General features: G+C 72.0%; 18 protein-coding genes. 6 read left to right on the top strand and 12 right to left on the bottom strand.

Going from position 1 to position 20,781, the window contains the following annotated elements:
* Positions 1-31: 31 nt before the first annotated feature.
* The 7 genes from WMF36_RS02855 to WMF36_RS02825 form a co-directional block, all read right to left on the bottom strand.
* On the bottom strand, positions 32-1,390 hold the full coding sequence (locus tag WMF36_RS02855; RefSeq protein WP_437578029.1) for a multicopper oxidase family protein: 1,359 nt from the start codon (positions 1,388-1,390) through the stop codon (positions 32-34).
* 1 nt (position 1,391) lies between these two features.
* On the bottom strand, positions 1,392-2,867 hold the full coding sequence (locus tag WMF36_RS02850) for a TolC family protein (RefSeq protein ID WP_437578028.1): 1,476 nt from the start codon (positions 2,865-2,867) through the stop codon (positions 1,392-1,394).
* On the bottom strand, positions 2,857-3,201 hold the full coding sequence (locus WMF36_RS02845; protein WP_437578026.1) for a hypothetical protein: 345 nt from the start codon (positions 3,199-3,201) through the stop codon (positions 2,857-2,859). Before WMF36_RS02845 ends, WMF36_RS02850 begins: the two co-directional genes overlap by 11 nt.
* Before the next feature lie 361 nt (positions 3,202-3,562).
* Positions 3,563-5,140, bottom strand: coding sequence for a L,D-transpeptidase (locus WMF36_RS02840; protein ID WP_437578025.1), 1,578 nt, complete (start codon positions 5,138-5,140; stop codon positions 3,563-3,565).
* A gap of 177 nt (positions 5,141-5,317) precedes the next feature.
* Positions 5,318-6,220 (bottom strand): hypothetical protein, encoded by a 903-nt coding sequence (locus WMF36_RS02835; RefSeq protein WP_437578024.1) that lies wholly within the window; start codon positions 6,218-6,220, stop codon positions 5,318-5,320.
* 79 nt (positions 6,221-6,299) lie between these two features.
* Positions 6,300-7,835, bottom strand: a complete 1,536-nt coding sequence (locus tag WMF36_RS02830; RefSeq protein WP_437578023.1) for a S53 family peptidase — start codon at positions 7,833-7,835, stop codon at positions 6,300-6,302.
* A 117-nt stretch (positions 7,836-7,952) separates the two neighbouring features.
* Complete coding sequence (locus tag WMF36_RS02825; protein ID WP_437578022.1) at positions 7,953-8,570, bottom strand: hypothetical protein; 618 nt, start codon at positions 8,568-8,570, stop codon at positions 7,953-7,955.
* A gap of 410 nt (positions 8,571-8,980) precedes the next feature.
* Here WMF36_RS02825 and WMF36_RS02820 point away from each other — a divergent pair, with 410 nt between their 5' ends.
* The 3 genes from WMF36_RS02820 (at position 8,981) to WMF36_RS02810 (ending at position 11,689) form a co-directional block, all read left to right on the top strand.
* Positions 8,981-9,838, top strand: coding sequence for a homocysteine S-methyltransferase family protein (locus WMF36_RS02820; protein ID WP_437578021.1), 858 nt, complete (start codon positions 8,981-8,983; stop codon positions 9,836-9,838).
* Between the two features lie 159 nt (positions 9,839-9,997).
* Complete coding sequence (locus tag WMF36_RS02815) at positions 9,998-10,690, top strand: glutathione S-transferase N-terminal domain-containing protein (protein ID WP_437578020.1); 693 nt, start codon at positions 9,998-10,000, stop codon at positions 10,688-10,690.
* 426 nt (positions 10,691-11,116) lie between these two features.
* Positions 11,117-11,689, top strand: a complete 573-nt coding sequence (locus WMF36_RS02810) for a hypothetical protein (RefSeq protein ID WP_437578019.1) — start codon at positions 11,117-11,119, stop codon at positions 11,687-11,689.
* Positions 11,690-12,065: 376 nt separating this feature from the next.
* Here WMF36_RS02810 and purU read toward each other — a convergent pair whose 3' ends face one another.
* The 3 genes from purU to WMF36_RS02795 all read right to left on the bottom strand — a co-directional run bounded on the left by purU (position 12,066) and on the right by WMF36_RS02795 (position 14,198).
* Positions 12,066-12,959 carry a formyltetrahydrofolate deformylase gene (purU, locus tag WMF36_RS02805; RefSeq protein ID WP_437581844.1) on the bottom strand — a complete coding sequence of 298 codons (894 nt, stop codon included), beginning with the start codon at positions 12,957-12,959 and terminating at the stop codon, positions 12,066-12,068.
* 82 nt (positions 12,960-13,041) lie between these two features.
* A complete protein-coding gene (locus WMF36_RS02800; protein ID WP_437578018.1) occupies positions 13,042-13,779 on the bottom strand; it encodes a histidine phosphatase family protein in 738 nt (245 codons plus the stop codon).
* Between the two features lie 122 nt (positions 13,780-13,901).
* Positions 13,902-14,198, bottom strand: a complete 297-nt coding sequence (locus tag WMF36_RS02795; RefSeq protein WP_437578017.1) for a hypothetical protein — start codon at positions 14,196-14,198, stop codon at positions 13,902-13,904.
* A 281-nt stretch (positions 14,199-14,479) separates the two neighbouring features.
* Here WMF36_RS02795 and WMF36_RS02790 point away from each other — a divergent pair, with 281 nt between their 5' ends.
* Positions 14,480-15,085, top strand: a complete 606-nt coding sequence (locus WMF36_RS02790) for a hypothetical protein (RefSeq protein ID WP_437578016.1) — start codon at positions 14,480-14,482, stop codon at positions 15,083-15,085.
* Positions 15,086-15,210: 125 nt separating this feature from the next.
* On the opposite strand, the gene mgtE is transcribed toward WMF36_RS02790, so the two are convergent.
* Complete coding sequence (gene mgtE, locus WMF36_RS02785; protein WP_437578015.1) at positions 15,211-16,545, bottom strand: magnesium transporter; 1,335 nt, start codon at positions 16,543-16,545, stop codon at positions 15,211-15,213.
* Positions 16,546-16,915: 370 nt separating this feature from the next.
* Between mgtE and WMF36_RS02780 the strand changes: the two genes are divergently transcribed.
* Complete coding sequence (locus WMF36_RS02780; protein ID WP_437578014.1) at positions 16,916-17,923, top strand: LacI family DNA-binding transcriptional regulator; 1,008 nt, start codon at positions 16,916-16,918, stop codon at positions 17,921-17,923.
* A 37-nt stretch (positions 17,924-17,960) separates the two neighbouring features.
* On the opposite strand, the gene WMF36_RS02775 is transcribed toward WMF36_RS02780, so the two are convergent.
* Positions 17,961-18,578 carry a Maf family protein gene (locus WMF36_RS02775; protein WP_437578013.1) on the bottom strand — a complete coding sequence of 206 codons (618 nt, stop codon included), beginning with the start codon at positions 18,576-18,578 and terminating at the stop codon, positions 17,961-17,963.
* A 490-nt stretch (positions 18,579-19,068) separates the two neighbouring features.
* On the opposite strand from WMF36_RS02775, the gene WMF36_RS02770 reads away from it, so the two are divergent.
* Positions 19,069-20,769, top strand: coding sequence for a right-handed parallel beta-helix repeat-containing protein (locus WMF36_RS02770; protein ID WP_437578012.1), 1,701 nt, complete (start codon positions 19,069-19,071; stop codon positions 20,767-20,769).
* Positions 20,770-20,781 lie beyond the last annotated feature (12 nt).

Here is a 20,781-nt window from a genome sequence, read left to right as displayed (position 1 = left end):
CGGCCCTGTGCCGCCGGCCACCTCGAGAGACTCACCCGCCCGGCTTGCCTCCCGGAGCCGGGTCGATCCCGTCCGCGCGCATCCGCTCGGCGGTCGCCGGCCCCGCCACGGTGCCGGCCGGGTGCGCGTACCAGCCGGAAGGGTCCGCCCTGTCCGGCGCGTCGCGGACCTTGAGGATCGTGAACATCCCGCCCATGTCGATGTACGAGAACGGCCCGGCCCCGCCGCGCATCGGCAGGCTGTTCGCGGGCACCGGCATGGGCATCTCGCCCATGCCGCCCATCCCCGTGGTCCCCATCGTCATGTAGTCGGGCATCACGCGGCTCATCCGGCGATCGAGCGCGCGGGTGTCGGCGCCGACCATGTTCGGCAGGCCGTGGCCCATCTGCATCATCGTGTGATGGGTCATGTGGCAGTGCACCGCCCAGTCGCCCGGCTCCTCGGGGACGAACTCGATGACCCGCGTGCTGCCGACCGCGACGAGGACCGTGGTCTCCGGGTACTGGGCGGACTCGGGGACATACCCGCCGTCGGTCGCCGTGACCTGGAACGACAGGCCGTGCAGGTGGATCGGGTGGTGATCCATCGGGCCGAGGTTGCCGAGGCGGATGCGCACGCGCTCGCCGCGGCCGACGAGGAGCGGCGCCGTCGCGGGGAACGCCTTGCCGTTGAACGTGAGGACGTTGAAGTCGCTCATCGCGTTCGGGTCGGGCCGGCGCGCCCCCGCGTTGATCTTCCACTCGTGCGCCATCAGCACGAAATCCCTGTCCACGCGCGGGCCGCGGGGCCTCTTCGGGTGCACGACGAACATCCCCACCGCGCCCAGCGCGATCTGGGTCATCTCGTCGAAATGCGAGTGATACATGTACGTCCCCGGATACCGCACGACGAACTCGTAAACATACGTCTCGCCGGGCGGGATCGGGCGCTGGTTGAGCCCGGCGACTCCATCCATGCCATTCGGTAGCACGAGCCCGTGCCAGTGGACGGTGGTGGCCTCGGGCAGCGCGTTCGTCACGTAGATGCGCAGGCGATCGCCCTCGACCGCCTCGATGGTCGGGCCGGGCGTGCTGCCGTTGTAGCCCCACACCTCGCTCTTCAGGCCGGGGGCGAACTCGTGCTCGAGGGGACCCGCGACGAGGTGGCCGACCTTCACGCCGTCCACCACGCGCAGCGGGAGCGTGCTGCCGTTCGGCGTCACCACGGCGGGCTGCCCCCCGGGCGCCGCGACCCGGCGAGGCGGCGGCGTCGCGGCGCCCGCGCCGGGCGGCGTCGCGGCGCCCGCGCCGGGCGGCGCGTCCGGGCGCTCTTGCGCGTGCGCGAGCCCCCGCGTGAGCAAGGCGGCGCCGGCGGCCAGGCCGCCTGCGTGAATGAAAGAACGTCGGTCCATGTCAGTGCCCTCCTTCGCCGGAGCCCGTGGCCCCCGGCATCGCGGCGGGCGCCTCCGCCCCCGCCGCCTCGACGCGGCGCCCCGCCAGGAGCGCATCGAACGCAGCCTTCGCCGTCCAGTGCTCGCGCAGCGCCTCGACCGCCGCGAGCTCGGCGTCGAGCTGCGCGCGGCGCGCCGAGAGCAGCTGGAAGACGCCGACCTGCATCGCGTTGTACTGCAGCAATGTCTGCTCCACGACCCGCCTGCGCGCGGGCAGGAGGACGCGCTCGTAATGCCGCGCCCGCGCGTGCGCGGACATGAGCCGGTTGCGCGCCTCGCGGGCCGCCGAGCGGACGTCGACGGCGCGCCCGTGGTAGCGCTCGAGCAGGCTGTCGAACTCCGCCGTCTGCGCGGCCGCGGCGCCGCTCCGCCGATCGAGGAGCGGGAGCGAGAGGCGGAGCCCGGCGCCGAGGACCCACGGGGGGTCGTGCGCCTCGTCGCGCGCGCCGAATTCCCGCTCGCCGTGCACGCCGAGCGACATGTCCGGCACCCAGCCCTCGGCGCGCAGGGCGCCGGCCCGGCCGGCCGCCGCCTCGATCCGGCTGCGCAGCTCCGCGAGCTCGAGGCTCGCCCGCAGGGCCTGCGTCTCGGCGCGCGGCGGCGTCGCGAGCGCCTCGGGCGCCCCCGGGATCGCGCCGGCGATCGTCCAGGTGGTCGCCGCGCCGGAGAGGCCGAGCAGCCGGTGGAGCCGCTCGCGCCGCGTGAGCAGCTCCAGCTCGAGCTGCGCGGCCGTGATGCGCGCCTCCTCGTAGCCGGCCTCCTGGGTCGCCACGTCGAGCTCCGGGACGTTGCCCGCCGCGAAGAGGGCGCGGGCGGCGTCGCGGGCGGCGGCGAACGCGTCGAGCGCGCGGTTCGCGATGCCGAGGCGCTGCTCGGCCGCCTGCGCGGCGTAGAACGCGGCGCGCACCTGGTAGCCGAGCTCGACGACGGCGCCGGCCGCGCGGTAGCGCGCCGCCTCGTGGTCCGAGCGCGCCGCCCGCGCGCGGAGCGGCGACAGGAGCGCCGAGGTCACGTCGATCTCGACCGCGAGCTCGACGCGCGTGTGGTCGAGCCCCTCCTGCCGCGGCGTCACCTCGATCTCGATCTCCGGGTTCGGCAGCGCGCCCGCCTGCTCGAGGTTGCCCCGGGCGACGCCGACCTCCTTGAGCGCGGCGCGCAGCGCGCGGTTGTTGGCCAGCGCGAGGCGCACCGCGGCGTCCGCGGTGAGCGGCCGTCGCGGCGCCTGGCCGAGGGCGCGCGCGTCGGCGGCCGGCTCCGGGTCGACCGCATCCGATGTCGCGCCCGTCGGGAGCTCCACGCCGGAGAGATCGCGGATCCGCGCGATGTCGGCGGTCGACGAGGGGGCGGCGCAGCCGGCCGCGGAGAGGAGCGCGAGGCCCGCCGCGAGCGGCGTGAGGCGCGCGGCGAGCGCGCGCGATCGACGGGGTTCAGTGCGCATGGGCAGGCTCCTTCGGCCTGGGAGGTGCGTCGCCGCTCGGCGGCGGCTGGGCCGGCGCGGCGCCGTGGTGATGGTGGTGATGCTTGTGAGGATCGGCGCCGCCGCCGGGCGCCGGCGCCGGATCGAGCCCGACCCAGCCTGCGGTGGGCTCTCCGGGCAGAGGTGGGTCCTCCGAGAGGGCGACGCCGATCCGCGGCGAGGGAGCCTCCCCGGCTTGCGGCGAGGCGGCAGACGACGCGGGGAAGCTCGCGGGAAGGCTGCGCGGCGCGCAGCCGGCGAGCGCAGCGACGAGCATCAGCAGGGCGTTCGGTCCGGCGAGGTGAGGTGGTTTCATGGAAGCCGCTCCAGCAGGGGCGAGTGCGATCACTTGCGGGGTTCGACGACGATCACGCCCCGCAGCAGGTTCATGCCGCGTTCGAGCTCGATGAGGCGAGCAGCGAGGGGGCGACGAGCGAGGCGGCCAATGGACCAGAGACGACGGAGAGACGCGTGACGCCCCTCGGACACCTTCCGTTCCGGGTTGCGCATGGCCGACGCGCGCGGTCCGGCGGTATTACACGACCTCGCGCGCCGCCCCGCGAAAGGATTGGATCAGCTCGCCGGTCGGCTTGCCGGCTACCGCGGAGTCGGTCGCCGCCTGGCGCTGCCGTCTCGAGGTGCGCTGGCGAGCGCGTCTCCGTGAGCAAGCGGGCTGGTCAAGCGTGGATGTACACGAGCGTCCCGCCCTTGTCGTTGAACGCGGCGTGCCAGCCCTCGGGGACGGGGGGATGGGTCCACTCGAACAGCCACGCGGCGTCGGTGGGCGCGAGGTTCACGCAGCCGCTGCTCCGCACCTTGCCGAACGCGTCGTGCCAGTAGGCGCCGTGCAGCGCATAGCTGTTGTGGAAGTACTGGACATAGGGCACGTCGCGCAGGTCGACGGACGTCTCGCTGAGATCGTCGCCGTCCATCGTCGCGGTCACGTGCTTCTCGCGGATGAAGAACGTGCCTTGCACGGTGGCGCTCGTGGTCGCCGGATCGCCGAGCTCGCCCTTGCCCGTCGAGACGAGGGTCGCGAAGACGGGGCGCTCGCCCTCGTAGGCGACCAGCGTCTGGAGCTCGATCGAGATATCGATCCACCTCCGGCCGCGCTTCGCGTGCCCCCAGAAGTCGCGGCCCAGCCGCGCGACCCGCAGCGCGGACGCGGCGATCCACGCGCCCGCGTCGGTCTCGGCGTAGGCGCCGCCGGCGGCCGTCTTGCCGGTGAGCACCCAGCCCGAGCGGTACGGCGCCCACCCGTCCGGCCTGAGCTCGCCCGAGGCGTCCGGCTTCAGCGTGCGGACCCCGTGGTGCATGACGAACGCGGGGGTCCCCTCGGTCTTCACCTCCACGCCGCGCATCGCCGTGGGGACGACGGCCGAGGTGCGGTCGACCGGGATGAGATCGAGCTCGGTCGTCAGGCCGAAGCGCCGCCCGGTCCAGTCGAACGTCGAGATCAGGCCGAAGGCCGAGTCGGCCCGCGCGCGCCCGCGGTGCGCGGGGAAGCGGACCTTCTCGGCGGCGCCAAACGGCTTCGGCAGGTCGCGGCGGGTCGCGAAGAAGGGCGTGAGCGGCTCCGGCTCGCCGAGGAGCGCCTCGTCGCGGCGGGACCACGCCGGCGTGCCCTGGCTGCGCGAGCGCCCCTCGGCGCGCCGCTGCTCCGCCTCGCTCGGCAGGTGGACATAGAGGTGCGGCGGCGGCTTCCGCGAGACGACGTAGCGGTAGGGATACGGCTGCCCCCGGCGCGGGCCGGCCGGCGTGGCGGCGACGATCTCGTTGTCCAGATCGAGCGAGGCGCCTTTGCCGACGCACACGAAGCCGCGGGGGTGCACGGCGTACCACCCGCCGGGGCACCCCGCGTCGCCCGACGGCGCCGCGGCGCGCTCGACGACCGTGCCGGCCCGCAGGTAGCCCAGCTTGGCGGCGCGGCGCTCGGGCGCGGCGTACACGAACGTGCGCATCGCGATGCTCGCGAGCCTGTCGCCGCGCCCGGGCCGCAACGCCTCCCGGGTCGCCGCGGGCTCGTCCTCGCCGCCGGCGCCCGCGTCGAGCGCGGCGCGCACCTCGCCCGGCCCCGCGCCGGCCGGCGGCTGCTCGATGGCAGCCGGCTGCGCGGCCGCCGACCTCCCCGGCGGCTCCTCCCCCGGGCCGCAGGCCGCCGCGAGCCCCGACGCCGCGAGCGCTGCGGCGCGAAGCGACCGACCCAGGCCTCCGCGCCGCCACGCGCGCGCTTCCGGAAAAGAGCAAGCCGTCATCAAGGCGTCCCCGTCTATCCCAGAGCCCGCCCGCCGACCAGACCGACCGCCGCCGAGCGGCGCGCACCCGCACAGGAGACGGGTCCAGATCGGCGTTTTCGGCGCGCAGGCGCACTCCAGTGCGCCGAGCACCGAAAACGCCGAAATGGGCCCGTATCCGCAGCGGGTGCGCGCCGCTCACCAGCGCGTGTCGCCCTCGAGCGCCCAGGCGAGCGCGCGCCGGGTCTCCTCGGCGACCGGCCCGTCGTACCGGTGGCCGGCCTCCTTGCTGCGCACCACGCGCGTGAGCACGCCCGCCTTCTCGAGGCGCGCGGCCGCCGCCTTCGCCGCGGCGCCGCACCCGGCCTGCGCGCAGACGAAGAGGACGCGCTGCCCGCCGCCGTCCGCGAACGCCCGGGCCGTCGCCTGGGTCCACTTGTCGTGTCCGCCCTCGACCAGCACGAGGCGCGGGAAGAGCGTCGGCCGGCGCGCGGCGATCGCGGAGCCCATGATCGCGCCCAGCGAGAAGCCGGTGTAGAGCACCGCGCCGGGGTCCACGTACTCGGGAAAGCGCGCCCGCAGCGCCGCGAGCCCCGCGTCGATCTCCTGCTCCAGGCGGGCGTTGCTCTCGTACGTGTAGCGGACGTCGCTCGCCGACGGCGAGTCGGACCGCGCGACGCCGCGCGGGCACAGGATGAAGGCGTCGCCTCCCGCGATGTCGCGCCACACCTGGCACTGCCACTCGGGCCGGTCGTAGTTGCCGTGCGAGGCGATGAGCACCGGGCGCCGCGCCGTGGCGCCGATCGGCACCGACACCACAGCGCTCGGGAACCCGTCGACCGAAAGCTCCACGAACGGCGCGTCCGCGCGCAGCGGCGCGATCCCCGCAGCAGGAGCCGCGGTGTCCGCGGCCTGCTCCGCCGGCGTCGCCCCGCCGTCCGCGGCCACCGCCGCGCCCTCGGGCGCCGGGGCCTGCGCGGCGCTGGGCGGCGCGGGCGCCGGCCCGGCGGCGCGGCCCGCGCGGTCGCAGCCGAGGACCGCCGCCGCGAGGAGCGCGAGGCATGCGAGCGGGCGGGAGAGCAGGGCGGCGGGGAGCGTCATCCAGCCCAGGATGACGCATCGGCGCTCCGGACACGACGGGCTGCGAGCTGGCCGGGCGTGCTCGAGGGGATGCCGCGGCCTACGGCAGCGCCTCGGCGAGCTTGTCCGCGAGCGGAGCGCCCCAGCCGGTCGGATAGTCCCAGCCGGGCCCCGCGCTGAACCCCTCGGGGGTCTTGCCCGCCGTGATGTCGCGGAAGGCCGCCTGCACCTTCGCGTCGGTGTAGAGCGCCCGGTTCAGCCAGCCCACGACGGGCTTGCCCTGCGCGATCCTCTGGCTGTTCACCGACGCCATCAGGCCGGCGAACACAGGGGCTGCGAACGACGTGCCGCTGCGCCGCTCCCACTCGCCCAGGTAGTAGAGCCAGTACGTGGAGTCCGACGAGGCGTTCAGCGCGACGTCGGAGACGGCGCGCTGCCCCTGCGCGTCCAGGACGACGCCCTCCTGCCACCACGGGGTCTTGAAGGCGCGCGATCGCCCCGACCCCGAGCCGCTCCACGCCACCTCGCGCGCGACCTCGCCGTCGTCGCCGAACTCGAGCATCGTCCCGCCGACGCACGTCACGTACGGGCTCGACGACGGCACGTCCGGCCGGCTCGAGTCGCCGCTCGCGACGACGATCGTCATCCCGAGCGCCGCGCCCATCCGCGACGCCTCGTGGTACTGCTCCCGGATCGGCTGCGCCTCCGTCTCCTCGCGGTGCGCGAACGACGTCGAGAGCACCGACACCTCGCCGGCCGCGATCGCCTCGTTCCACGCATAGAGGATGGAGAGGGTGCGCGCGTCCGGCCCCTCGTACGCGATGAGCTCCGCGTCGGGCGCCATCACGCCCGACCACTGAATGTCCAGCGTCGTCTCGAGGTAGCGGGTCGAGATCGGATCCGCCGTGACCACGACCTCCGGGTTGTCGCGCGGCATCACGCCGAACGATCGCCAGAAAGACTGGAGATCCCTGGTCTTGAACGTCGCCCCGACCACGACGCCGAGCTTCACGCCCTGCCCGCGGTGCCCGCCGTCGTGGAGCCTGTCGACCGCATAGGCGCGCGCGATCTGCGCCGGCGCGAGCCCCTGCGCCAGCTCCTCCGGGAGCTCCGTCTCGATCGAGCCCCCCTCGCCGGGGAGCGGCTCGGTGTCCGCCGGGACGTCGACCGCGATGACGCCCGACGTGAGGTCGATGATGTTCTGCGGCGGCCTGAGCGGCTCCAGCGCGCCGAACGTGCGGAGCGGATTGCCGCCCTTCGAGGGGTTCTCGCGCTCGAAGTCGCGGAGCTCGGTGTCGAAGGCGGTGTTGAACTGCTCGACCGTGCCCGCGAACTCGAGCAGGAGCCGGTTCTTCGACCGGCGCCGGATCTCCATCCTGTGCTGGGTGAGCCAGGCCTCGACGGCCGCGATATCGCTCTCGGACGGGGCGTAACGCTCCATCCAGGTGTCGACCGACATGTACTTCCGGAACGTCTCCGGCTTCCCGGGATCGTACATGTCCTCGATCGCGCTCTCGAGCCCGGGGACGTCCCGGGTCGGGAACCCGATCAGCGCGCGGAAGCGCTCCTCCTCCGGCGCCGGGCCGAAGTCGAGGTAGACCCCCGCGAGCGGCCGCGGGAGGCCGCTCGGGAGCACCGGTCCATCGTCTCCGCACCCCGCGGCCGCGAGGGCGAGCGACGCAACGCACCAAACCGAGAGCGGACGCATCAACGAGGCCTCGCCGGCGAGGGGGTGGAGATCGTCAGGCGAGGTTCAGCACCACACGTGCTCGATGAGGTAGCAGGTGTACGAACCGGGCAGCCAGGTCTCGGGCCACCCGCCGGTGTTGTTGTCGACACAGACCTCGCAATACGCGTGGATGCACTCGGGGTCGGTGCTCTGCGGGCCCGCGTTCGGGGACGTCACGGGCTTCTCCGAGTAGAAGAACCCGTCGGTCTTCAGCTGGTCGAGCTCGGTGTCCGACAGCTTGCCGAAGGAGGCCGCGTCCGAGGAGATGCTGAACCTCTGATCCGAAGCCTCCGTCAGGACGGGCGGCGGGTAATCGCCGTAGTCGGCGTTCTGCACCGCGGCCATCTGCTCCGCGAGCAGGATCTCCTTGCCATCGCTGGCGGAGAGCTTGATGCGCGCGTAGTCGATCGGCGACGCCGAGTAGTCGAGGGCGTAGACCGTCTTCGGGTTCATGTCGAGGCGCAGGAACTCCCCCGCCGGGAGGGCGGACAGCTCGGCCTGCGTGATCCGCTCGTGCTCTACCGCGTCATCGACGATCGGCTCGTCCGACGCGATGCATCCGGTGAACCCGGCCGCCGTGATGACGCCGAGCGCAACACTGAGAACGAGCGACTTGGAAGAACGGATGGGCTGACGAATCATGATGGGCATTCCTTTCGTTTGGCTCACTGACGGAGGTCACCTGGCCTCGGGCTGGCCAGAGGGAGCTCCACCCCTGTCGGTCCTTCAAGCGATGGCTGCTTGTTGGACGCCACGACTCCCGCGAGTTGAGTGGAATGAGGGGAAGATGATTTCATTTCAAACGGTGCCGCAGCCCCCCCATACCTGGCAAGTAAATTCCCGGGGTGAAAGAGAATTCCATCGTTCTTCCTGCGGCATAGTGGTCGGGACGGTGCGCTGTGCGGGTCCCGCATACCTGCAACAGTACAGCGGGTCCACGGCAGGAATCGGGGGTTGCCTTGAGCGCCGGTCACGGACATACCGGAGCCTACATGGTGGACGGGTCCGGAGAGCCGTTCAGGCCAGTCGTCGCAACGGCTGAGGCCGAACTCGTGGTGCTTGACGGCCCGCTCGGGACCGAGCTCGCCGCGAGGGGGGTCGAGACGCCGGCGCCGCTCTGGAGCGCCGCGGCCCTGCTCGACGCGCGCGGCTGCGACGTCGTGCGCGCGATCCACCGGGACTACGCGCGCGCGGGGGCCACGGTGCACACGGCGAACACGTTCCGCACGAAGCGGAGGCAGGCGGGCGCCGCGTGGGCCGAGCTCCTGGCGCGGGCGGTCTCACTCGCGCGCGAGGCCGTGCGCGAGGTGGACCCGCGGCACCGGGTCGCCGGGAGCATCGCGCCGCTCGAGGACTGCTATCGGCCGGACCTCAGCCCGGCCGCCGCGCGGCAGGAGCACCGCGAGCTCGCCGAGGCGCTCGCGGCGGCGGGCGTCGACGTCCTCCTCTGCGAGACGTTCCCGCACGTCGGCGAGGCGCTCGTGGCGCTCGAGGAGGCGGTCGCCACGGGCATCGAAGCGTGGGTGTCGTTCACGGCGGGTCCGGACGCGGATCTCCTGTCGCCCGAGGACATCGGCGTCGCCGCGCGGGAGGCGGCCGCCCGCGGCGCGCGGGCCGTGCTGGTCAACTGCACCCCCGCGACCCGGACGCTCGCGCACGTCGAGCGGCTCGCGGCGTGCGGCGTTCCGTTCGGGGCCTACGCGAACGCCGGCGCGGCGACCGAGGGGCTCGGCTGGCGCGAGGGGCAGGGCCGCTCGGCGGCCGCGCGCTACGCGGAGCTCGCGCGCGGCTGGACCGAGGCGGGCGCCACGATCGTGGGCGGGTGCTGCGGGACCGGGCCCGCGCACGTCGCGGCGCTGCGCGCGCTCGTCGACGGAGCGACGCGCCGCCCGGCGGGGTCGCCGCGCTGACGCGCCGATCCCCGGTTGCTCCCCCGGGGTCGACGTGCCACCGATGCCCGAGGCGCAGGGTGACGCCGGCGCGCTGCGACGCGGCGCCCTGCAGACGATCCAGATCCTGAGACAGCACGCCGTCGCGATCGGCGACACACCACGGAGACGGAGCGCACGATGATCGATCTCTATTACTGGCCCACCCCGAACGGCTGGAAGATCAGCATAATGCTCGAGGAGACGGGACTCCCGTACAAGCTCATCCCGGTCAACATCGGGCGGGGCGAGCAGTTCAAGCCGGAGTTCCTCGCGATCAGCCCCAACAACCGGATGCCCGCGATCGTCGATCACGATCCGCCGGGCGGCGGGGCGCCGATCTCCGTGTTCGAGTCGGGCGCGATCCTGCTCTATCTCGCGGAGAAGACGGGCCAGCTCATGCCCTCGGACCTGCGCGGCCGTTACGAGGTGGCCCAGTGGCTCATGTGGCAAATGGGCGGCCTCGGCCCGATGAGCGGCCAGGCGGGGCACTTCGGCCAGTACGCGCCGGAGAAGATCCCGTATGCGATCGAGCGCTACACGAACGAGGTTCGCCGGCTCTACGGCGTGATGGATAAGCGGCTCGCGGACCGGCCCTACCTGGCGGGCGAGTACTCGATCGCCGACATCGCGAGCTTCCCCTGGGCGATTCTGTTCGACCGATTCGGGCTCTCGGCCGACGAGCTCCCGAATTTCAAGCGGTGGATCGACGCGGTGCGCGCGCGGGCTGCCGTCGAGCGAGGGCTCGCGGCCGGAAGCGAGCTGCGGAACCAGAGCCAGCCGGTCGACGACGAGGCGAAGCGCTGGCTGTTCGGGAAGAAGCCCCAGGCGTGAACCGTCCGTCCGGGGGCGCATGAGGCGCGCCTCGGCGCCCCGCGGCGGCGCGCTCGTGCGTCGTGGGCGCGCGGCGCTTCGCTGACAGGGCTGCGACCGGGGCGGATGGGTCGGCTTCGGACGAACCGTCCCGTTCCGGCGCCCCGGCGATGCACACGCGGTTCGACGCGGCGTGTCCCGCGCAGGGGGGTCGCCCTGCCGGCGCGCCCTGCGGGCGAGGCTTCGCCCGGTACCTCGGATCCGCGGTGCGCCCTGGCTGGACCGGGGCGCCCATCGCTCGAGCGCGCTGCATCCGCCGCCGCGCGAACGTCAAGCATGCCGGGAGCGGAAACGTCTGCACACGTCTGCCAGGCACACACTCTGCTCTGCGGTGAGCCGAGATGTCTGGGCCTCCTGGGCCCTCGCGGACATCGGGGGGAACCGACCATGTCAATGCATAGCAAGATGCTGGTGCCTGCAATTCTTTTTGCGGCTCTGTCCGCCGGTTGCGCGGCGAACACGGACGAGGCCGATATCGAGTCGATCGAGCTCGATGACGCGTCGATCGCGTCGGCCGATCAGGCGCTCGAGGGGGCGAGGGGCGGATACGTGGGGATGGGCACGGCCCAGCTCGTGCCTGGGAAGTCCGAGCTCGGCCCCAGCCAGGTTGGACTCGTCCCGAGCCAGGGCGTGATGTTCCCCGGCAAGGGTGATTTCGGTCCGGGCCAGGGCGTGCTCCCCGGCAAGGGTGATTTCGGTCCGGGCAAGGGCGTGATGATCCCCGGCAAGGGCCAGATCCCGTCCAAGGCTGGGTTCGGCTACGGCGGCCATCAATCCGGCCAGGCGCTGCAGGGCCAGGCCGGCTATGGCCAGTCGGCCATCGGCCAGAGCGCCGCCCTCGGCCAGTCGGCCGTCGGTCAATCGGGCGCTTATGGCCCGTCGGGCGTCGGCCAGCAATCGGGCTACGGGCCCGGCGCCACGGGCCAGACGACCTGGTCTGGCCAGCAGCGCAATCCCTGACCTCCCCGCGCGAGCTCTCCGCCCGCTCACGAGGGCCATGATCGACCGCGCCTCGTGCGACGATCCGGAGAAGAAGACCGCCAGGGCGCCAGCACAACCCGGAGACGAACCTCTCTTCTGGCGACCCTTGTGCCCTGGCGGCTGAGGGATCCCCTCAAATTTTTCGGAAAATTCACAGGGAGGCGGGGAGGCGGGGAGTAAAATCTCGGAAAGAAACTCCCCACCTCCCCGCCTCCCTGTTCAATTTCTCGCTCTATACGGGCACAAAATGAGGGGATTCTCCAGCCCTGGCGGTTCAACCTCTTCTCGTCCGAGCCCCCCACCGGGGCCCGCATTCAGGATGGATCCCGCCCTCGGAGCCACCGCGCCTCGGCTGTCAGAAAACGACGGTCCGGCGGCCCTCGACGATGACCCGCCGCTCCAGGTGCGCCCGGACGGCGCGAGAGAGGACGAGTCGCTCCACGTCGCGCCCCACCCGCGTCATCTCCTCTGGGCCCAGCTGGTGATTCACGCGCGCGACGTCCTGCTCGATGATCGGCCCCTGGTCCAGGTCGCGGGTGGCGTAGTGCGCCGTCGCGCCGATGAGCTTCACGCCGCGCGCGTACGCCTGATGATAGGGCTTCGCGCCCTGGAACGCGGGCAAGAACCCGTGGTGGATGTTGATGACGGGCGGCCCCTCATCGAGCATCTGCTCGGACAGGATTTGCATGTACCGCGCGAGCACGACGAGGTCGACATGGTGCCTCTTCAGCAGGTGGAGCACCTGGCGCTCCTGCTCGCGCTTGGTCTCCTGCGTGATCGGGAGGCAGAAGAAAGGGATCCTGAAGCTCTCGGCCACCGCCTCGAGCGTGGGGTGATTGGAGATGACGAGCGGGATCTCGCAGCGGAGCTCGCCCGCGCGCTGCCGGAGCACGAGATCGTAAAGACACGCAGGATCCTTGGTGACCAGGACCGCCATCTTCGGGATGTGATCGGTGTAATCGACCGACCAGCGCGCCGAGAGCGCCGTGGCGAGCTCGCGAAAGGCGGCCTCGATCGCGCTGCGGGTGGCCGAGCCGCCCAGGGCGGTGACCGCCGCCGGCGAGGAGAGGCCGGACAGATCGACGACGAGGCGCATGAAGAAGCGCGGTCCCTCGTCCATGAACGCATCCGTGTGATTGCTCGCGTCGATGATGTTCAGGCCGATGTTGTAGAAGAACCCCGCGAGTCGCGCGACGAGACCGGGCTGGTCGGGAGCGGCGATGAGGAAGGTTGCGTGGACAGGACCCATCATGCGGGTCATGTAGCTCGCCCCGAGGCAGCGGCGCAAGCCGAGGGGCGCGGAGGGGTCGAGGAGGCGCGCGCGGCGAGCGCTAGCGCCCTTCGCCGCTCTCCGAGGACGGCGGCCCAGACGGATCCTCCGCCATCCTGGGCGCCAGCGTGGAGAGCTCCGCCCAGGGGATGCGCACGGTGCGCTCGACGTCGCGCAGGTGAGCGCTGTCGTTGTAATAGACGAGGTGCCACGCCTCGGCTCGACCCCAGCGCCGCCGGCGCTGCCAGTGGGTGAGCGAGGTGTGGCGGGTGGCGAAGTGCGCCACCGGAAACGCGAGCGCGTTCATCTTGAAGAAATGGAGGAACGCGACGTCGATGAAGCCGCCATGCGTGACGACGACGATCGTCCGCCCTTCGTGCTCGCGGGTGATGCGATCGAGGGCGACAGAGACCCGCAGCATGAACTGAGCCCAGCTCTCCCCGCCGGGGCTCGCCGGGCGGTACGGCTCGCGCTCGAAATCGATCGCATAGCGCACCATCGCCTCTCCGACCGGCATCCCGTCCGCCTCGCCGGGGCGGAGCTCCTGGACATCGTCGTCGAGCGTGAGGGGCTGCCCCAGGGCGGGGGCGATGATCTCGGCGGTCTGCTGCGCCCGGCGATAGGAGCTCGCGATCACGACATCGGCGGTGATCTCGCGCGTCGCGGCCAGGCGATCGCGCAGCCGCTCCGCCTGGAGGACCCCGAGCGACGTCAGCCCGGTGTCCCCGCGCATCCCGCCCACGATATGGTTCACGTTGACGAGCGCTTCTCCGTGCCGGATGAGATAGAGGTTCGTCACGTTCTGAGCCTCCGAGGCGCGCGACCTGGCGGGGGGGAGGGCCGCGCGGGGGGTCCGCGCCCGCTAGGAAGAGCAAGGCCCCCCTCGGATGTCAAGCGTTTGTGCCGCGAACGCGCGAACGCTCAGGGACATCCGTGGAGGAGCGCGAAGAGGGCCGCGCTCTCGGAGCAGACCTGCTCGTCGCGCAGGGCGCTGCAGAAATCGTCGACCGTGCCGAAGGTCTTCTTTCCCGTCCTGCCCTCGATGCAGGAGATCGAATAGACGTACCGCGGAGCGCTCTCGCCGGGGCTCCCCGGCTCGGGCGCGCCGACCTCCTGCGAGCCGCTGTCGCCCGCGTCCTCAGGCGGGTCGACGCCGAACGCCGGGAATACCACGATGGGCCAGAGGCCGAAGAGGCCTGCTATGAAATTCGAGACCATGAGCTCACCTCCAACGTCGATGGAAATGCCTCCTCGTACGAGGTAGCGATTGCATCGGTCGCATCAAGATGCATTCAACAGGCCAGCTCGGATCATGTCCGCCCATTGCACATGGGCGCGCGGTCCGGGGCCTCGCGCGCGCCCGAGCGAGGGAGCTGCCCCGTCCGGGCCGGAGGAGGCGCCGGCCGCGGCGCGCCACCGGCCGGGCCGCGCCGCCGGCGTGCGGGGAGCGGGGCCGCGCTTGCCAGCGCGCTCGGACATGGCCTACAAGGCGGGCCCCTATGCACCGTCGCAGCTTCATCGCGGCCGCGCTGCTCGGCTTCGCGGCCCTCGCCGGGTGCGCGCCGAGCTGGCGCGTCGTGACCCAGGCGAGCCCCGATCCGTTCGTGGGCCAGCGCTATTTCGCCCTGATGCCCATCGACTACGTGGGCCTCCAGATCATCGACAAGGCCGAGGACCGGTACCTCGCCAGCAAGGACGGGGACGACTACCAGCGCCACATGGCGGACAAGGAGTCGGTCAACGAGGAGTTCACGAAGGCGCTGGTCGAACGCGCCAAGGAGGAGGGCATCGAGGTCGCGCCGACCACCGGCACGACGTCGGCGCAGTTCGTGATCAGGCCCTATGTCGGCTACATGAACCCCGGCTTCTACGCGGTCGTCTCCTCGGCCCCGAGCCAGATCAGGATGACCCTCCGGCTCACGACGCCGGACGGCAAGGTGCTCGATGAGGTCCAGCTCTCGAGCCGCACGGCGTCGCCCATCCCGAACACGAGCCTGAGCGCTGCCGACGCGGACAAGCTGTCGATCGGCGGCCGCTGGCGCGAGGACGCGCGCGCGATCGGCGCCTATGCGGCCCGCTACCTCGAGTCGCGCGTCAACCCGTAGCGCGCGAGCGCACCCCGCAGCTCGCGCCCTCCCCTCCCCCGGGCGCCCCCAGGCGCGAGCGGCCGCGCCGGCGCGGCGCCGCGATCACCGCCGCGCATCGGCGCCGCGGCGGGCGCTCGCCCGCTTCACAGGAGGACCCCGCGGAGCAGGAGCTCGGCCATGCTGAAGTAGATCACGAGGCCGGAGACGTCGACGAGGGTCGCGACGAACGGGGCCGAGGCGCTCGCCGGGTCGAAGCGGAGCGCCCGGAGCACGAACGGCAGGAGCGCGCCCGCCAGGGTGCCCCACGTCACGACGCCGACCAGGCTGATCGCGACGGTCAGCCCGAGCAGCACGTGGTGCCGGCCGTAGGCGCCGAAGAGATGCTCCCAGGCGATGACGCGCACGAAGCCGATCGTGCCGAGGATCCCGCCGAGCGCGAGGCCCGAAGCGAGCTCCCGGCGGCTGACGCGGAAGAAATCGCCGAGCCGGATCTCGCCGAGCGCCATCGCCCGGATGACCAGCGTCGTCGCCTGAGATCCGGAGTTGCCGCCGCTCGAGATGATGAGCGGCACGAAGAGGGCCAGCACCACGGCGCGGGCGATCTCGTCCTCGTAGTGCCCCATCGCGGTGGCGGTGAGGAGCTCGCCCACGAACAGCGCGGAGAGCCAGCCCGCGCGCTTGCCGAGCATCCTGAAGAGCGGCGTCCGGAGGTACGGCGCGTCGAGCGCCTGCATGCCGCCGAGCTTCTGGATGTCCTCGGTCGCCTCCTCTTCCACGACGTCCACGATGTCGTCGGCGGTGACGATCCCCTTCATGCGGCCCTCGCCGTCGACGACGGGTATCGCCACGAGATCGTGCTCCGCGAAGCGCCGCGCGACCGCCTCCTGGTCGGCGTCCTCGTTGACCGACACGACGTCGGTCTTCATGATGTCGCTGACGCGCCGGTAGCCGGGCGAGATCATGAGCTGTCGCAGCGACACCACGCCGCGCAGCCGCTGCTCGGCGTCGAGCACATAACCGTAGTAAACGGTCTCCAGGTGATCTCTGGCCTGTCGCTTGAGGTAGTTGATCGCCTCGTCGACCGTCGCCTCCGGCCGCACGCGCGCGAACCACGGGCTCATGAGCCCGCCGGCCTCGTCCTCCGCGTAGGCGAGGAGCGCGCTCACTTCACGCCGTGTCGGCTCGTCGAGCAGCGAGAGGAGCTCTTCCTGCTCAGCCGGGGACACCTCGAGGAGGATGTCCGCCACGTCGTCGGGCGCGAGCAGGCGGAGCCACAGCCTGCGCTCGCCCTTCGCGAGGGCGGCGAGGAGCGCGGCCTGGTCGGCGGTGGAGAGGCCCTGGAAGAAATCCTCCGCCTCCTCGCGCCGCAGGCGGCGATAGGCCTGCACCCGCTCCTCGTTCTCCAGGGCGGGCCACGACATGGACAGCTCGGCGGCCGTGAGCGTCTCGGCCGCCTTGAAGGGCGGGCGTTCCATCATGGCCTCACCTCGTCGAGCGCCTGGCCCGCCCCGTCGGCGTCGCCCGGCAGAAGGTGCTCAGTCGGAGGGGCCCAGCGGCAGGCTTGGCCCTCGACCGACGGTTAGCAAAGGGCGCGCCACGGCCGCGCTCCCCGGAAGCCCCGGCGCGCCCGCGGCGCCGCGAGCCGCCCGCCTGCGCCGGCCGCCAGCGCTGCGCCTGGGGCGGTCGGTCAGCCGCAGCGCGCGCTGGTGCCTTGGAATTTTTCCTTGAGAGTCAAACTGTGCCGGTGTGCGGAGTACGGTTTGACAGGAACCCGCCATGCCTCCTAGGATGCAAGCGCTTTCCTTTGCCTTGTTTGCCAACATGAAATCTTCGCCTCAGGCGGTCACAATGAGCTCCGGCGTTCGGCCGTCGGTACGCATGGAGGAGGTGGCCCGGCACGCCGGGGTGTCTCCGGCGACGGTCAGCAGGGTCCTGAACGACAGGGGCAAGTGCAGCGCGAAGACCCGCGAGCGGGTGCTCGCTGCGATACGCGATCTCGGCTACGTGGCGAACGCTGCCGCGAGGAGCCTCGCGCAGGGCCGGACTGGGTCCCTCGGCTTTCTCCTGCCCACGGTCGGCACCGATTTCATGTCGAGCTTCCTGCAGGTCGTCGCGAGCGCGGCCACGGAGGAGGGGTATGATCTCTTGATTGCATTGCGATCGGAGAGCTCGCTGCACCGGATGCTCGGCCGGCACAACACCGATGGTGTCCTGATCTTCGGCGCCGCGATGGGGGAGGCGAGCCTGAGGCGGATCGCGGCCGAGGGGTTCCCGGCGCTCCTCGTCTATCGATCGTCGCCGCCGGGCCTCTCCTTGCCCAGCATCGTCATCGACAACGAGGCGGGCGTGCGGGAGGCGATCGCTCATCTGGTCCAGGTGCACGGCCGGCATCGCATCGCGTTCCTGCGGGGCCCCGCGGGGAACGAGGACGCGGCGCGGCGCGAGGAGGCTTACCGGGGCGCGCTCCTGCGCCATGGCCTCCCGTTCGATCCGCGCCTCTGCCGCGGCGGGCTCGGCGCGGAGGAGGCGCGCGCCTCGACGATCGCGCTGCTCCGCGACCAGGCGGCGTTCGACGCGGTCGTCGGCTGGTGCGACGCCGCCTCGATCGGCGCGATGGATGCGCTGCGGAGCGAGGGGCGGCGCGTCCCCGCCGATGTGTCGGTGGTGGGGTTCGACGACATCGGGCCCGCGCGGCACCTCGATCCGGCGCTCACCACCGTCCGCCCGCCGACGGAGCTCGTCGGGCGCCTCGCCGTCCTGGAGCTCGTGCGGCGGATCCAGGGCGTCGCCACGGAGCCGCAGGCGCGGCTCCCTGTCGAGCTCATCGTCCGCCGCTCCTGCGGCTGCTCGGGCTGACGCGCGTCGGTCCTGCGGCCGCTCGGGCTGACGGGGCTCACGCGCGCGCGGGCACGCCGAGCGGATCGACCCCGAAGCGGCGCAGGAGGCGGCAGAGCGGGACGAGCGGCAGCCCCACGATGGCCGTCTCGTCGGCGTGGCGCACGTCGTCGAACAGCCACGGTCCGTGCTTCTCGAAGAGGTACCCTCCCGCGCTGCCGATCGGCCGATCCAGCTCGACGTAGCGCCGGATCTGCGCGCGCGCGAGCGGCCGGACGCGGAGCTCCACCGTGACGGTCTCGGCCAGCGTCCGCGGCTCACCCGGCGCGAGCGGCAGCCCCGGGGGCGCGTGCACCGCGACCGCGGTGTGGAGCGCGTGGACGCGCCCGGCGAGCCGCCCGAGCTGGTCCGCCGCCTCGTCGAGCGACGCCGGCTTGCGCAGGAGCTCGCCGTCGAGATCGAGCGCCTGATCGGCGCCGATGATCAGGGCGTCGTCGCGCGCGCGCCCGAGGCTCAGCGCCTTGCCCTCCGCGAAGAGGCGGGCGCAGGCGACGGGCGACAGCCCCTCGGGCGCGATCTCGTCGAACGCCGGCGTGACGGCCTCGTACGCGAGCCCGAGGCGGTCGAGGAGCGCCCTCCGGAAGGGAGACGTGGAGGCGAGGACAATCCGGGACATGGCCGGATCCATGGCACGGAACGACGCCGGTGCCGAGGGGGACCACCTCCCCCCGGCGCGCGCGCGCCGGCAGACGAGAGAGAGGGAGAGAAAAACCGCCAAGACGCAAAGAACGCCAAGAGGAGAGATCGGGACCCTCTTGTGCCCATCGATCGATTTCCTCACCTCAGATCTTCTTGTTCTCCTGGCATCCTTGGCGCATTGGCATATTTATTTAATTTTATTGGATTTATATTTCATATCAATTCCTGTGCCAGACGCGACCGGACACCGCTCGAATCTCCCTGATTCCCTTCGCACGGATTCGGCTCCTACATTCATTCCCTCGATCCCGCTCGACGATGCGGAGAGTCAGCAATCGGCATAACCCCGGAGAACCCCGAAGGAAAGGTACGTATTACACGCCGTCAGGTGTCGCCTGAATTACCCATCATGCATTTCATTAAAAAGCAGCTTGCAACAGGACTCCTCAGCACGCGAGATTGGGGCGATGCAGCAACTCAACACAAGGCACCTCGTCACGCTCTCTCTCGTCGCGCCGGGCATCGGGCTCTCCGTGCTGCTCGCGGCCTCGCCGGCGAGCGCAGCGACGTACGAGGTGGGCCGAGGCAAGCCGTATTCGAGCCTCGCCGAGGTCGCCCCTCGCCTGGCTGCCGGAGATGTGGTCGAGGTCCAGGGCGACGCCACCTATCCAGGGGATCTGATCTTCAAAAAATCCGGCACCGAAGCGCAGAAGATCACCATCCGCGGCGTCCGCGTGAACGGCCGCCGTCCTGTGCTGTCCGGAGGGACGAACACGGTGGTCTTCGGTGGCAATCATTACACCTTCGAGGGCTTCGAGATCACCCGGGGCGCGAACCGCTGCGTGTTCAACCGCGCGCATGACGTCACCATCCGCGACGCGGTGGTGCACGATTGCCCAGGGCACGGCATCCTGGGCGCCGACTCCGAGTCGGGCTCGTTCACGCTGGAGTACGTCGAGGTCTACGCCTGCGGCTCGGGCGACACCAGGCACCCCATCTACATCGCGACCGACGAGGAGACGCGCCTCGGTTCGGTGTTCCGCATGCGGCATTGCTATGTCCACGACAGCAACGGCGGCAACAACGTGAAGAGCCGCGCGGAGCGGAACGAGATCTATTACAACTGGATCGAGGGCGCGAAGTACCACGAGATCGAGCTCATCGGGCCGGACGGCCAGGACGAGGGGCTCGCGCGCGAGGACTCCGACGTGGTCGGCAATGTCTTCCGCCAGACCGGCCAGCACTTCGCCGCGCGCGTCGGGGGCGACGGCACCGGGCAGACGTTCGGCCGCTTCCGGTTCGTCAACAACACGTTCCTGCTCGCCCCCGGGTCGAGGCCGGCGATCCGGATGTTCGACGGCATCGAGAGCGTCGAGATGAGCAACAACGTGTTCTACCGGCTCGGCGGCGGCGGCGTGGAGGTCTACGTCGACAGGTCGGCGAGCTGGGTGACGGGAGCGGCGCTGCTCGCGGGCGCGAACAACTGGGTTCCAACCGGCTCTTCGGCCATCCCCGCGGCGTGGACTGGCACGCTGCAGGGCGCCGATCCCGGGTTCGCCGATGTCGGCTCGATGGACCTCCGCCCGTCGGCGGGCAGCCCGCTCATCGACGCCGGCGCCCGGTGGACGCCGAGCCCGTCCGGCCACCCGTTCCCGAGCCCGCTCGCCGCACCGCGGTTCACGCCCGCGAAGAGCGTGCGCGCGGCCAGCGGAGCGCCGCAGCGGCCGACCACAGGCGCGATCGACATCGGGGCCTACGAGTTCGGAGCCGGCCTCTCGTACACCGCGAACGCCATGAGAGCCGCCGGAAGCGATGAAGACGCCGCCGGGAGCGACGGGGCCGCTGCCGGAAGCGACAGCGACGCCGCCACCAGCGACGGCGACACCGCCGTCGGCGCGGACGGCGACACCGCCGTCGATGCGGACGGCGACACCGCCGCCGGCGCGGACGGCGACACCGCCGCCGGCGCGGACGCCGCCGACTGCGCCGCGGCCGGAGACGAGGCCGCAGAGGGCACCGATGCCCGCTGCGCCGGCCACGCCGGCTCGTGCAGCGCCGCCGGGGCGCTCGCGGGTGGCCCGCTCGCCGGATCGAGCGCGGCCCTCGCGGGGATGACGGCGCTCCTCGGGGCCGCCCTCCGGCGCCGCGGCCGCCGCTCCAGGGCGTGAGCCGCAGCGCGG

It is taken from the genome of Sorangium sp. So ce887, assembly GCF_051521455.1.
Classification (GTDB): domain Bacteria; phylum Myxococcota_A; class Polyangia; order Polyangiales; family Polyangiaceae; genus Sorangium.
This window is presented reverse-complemented; position numbering and strand designations above follow the sequence as displayed.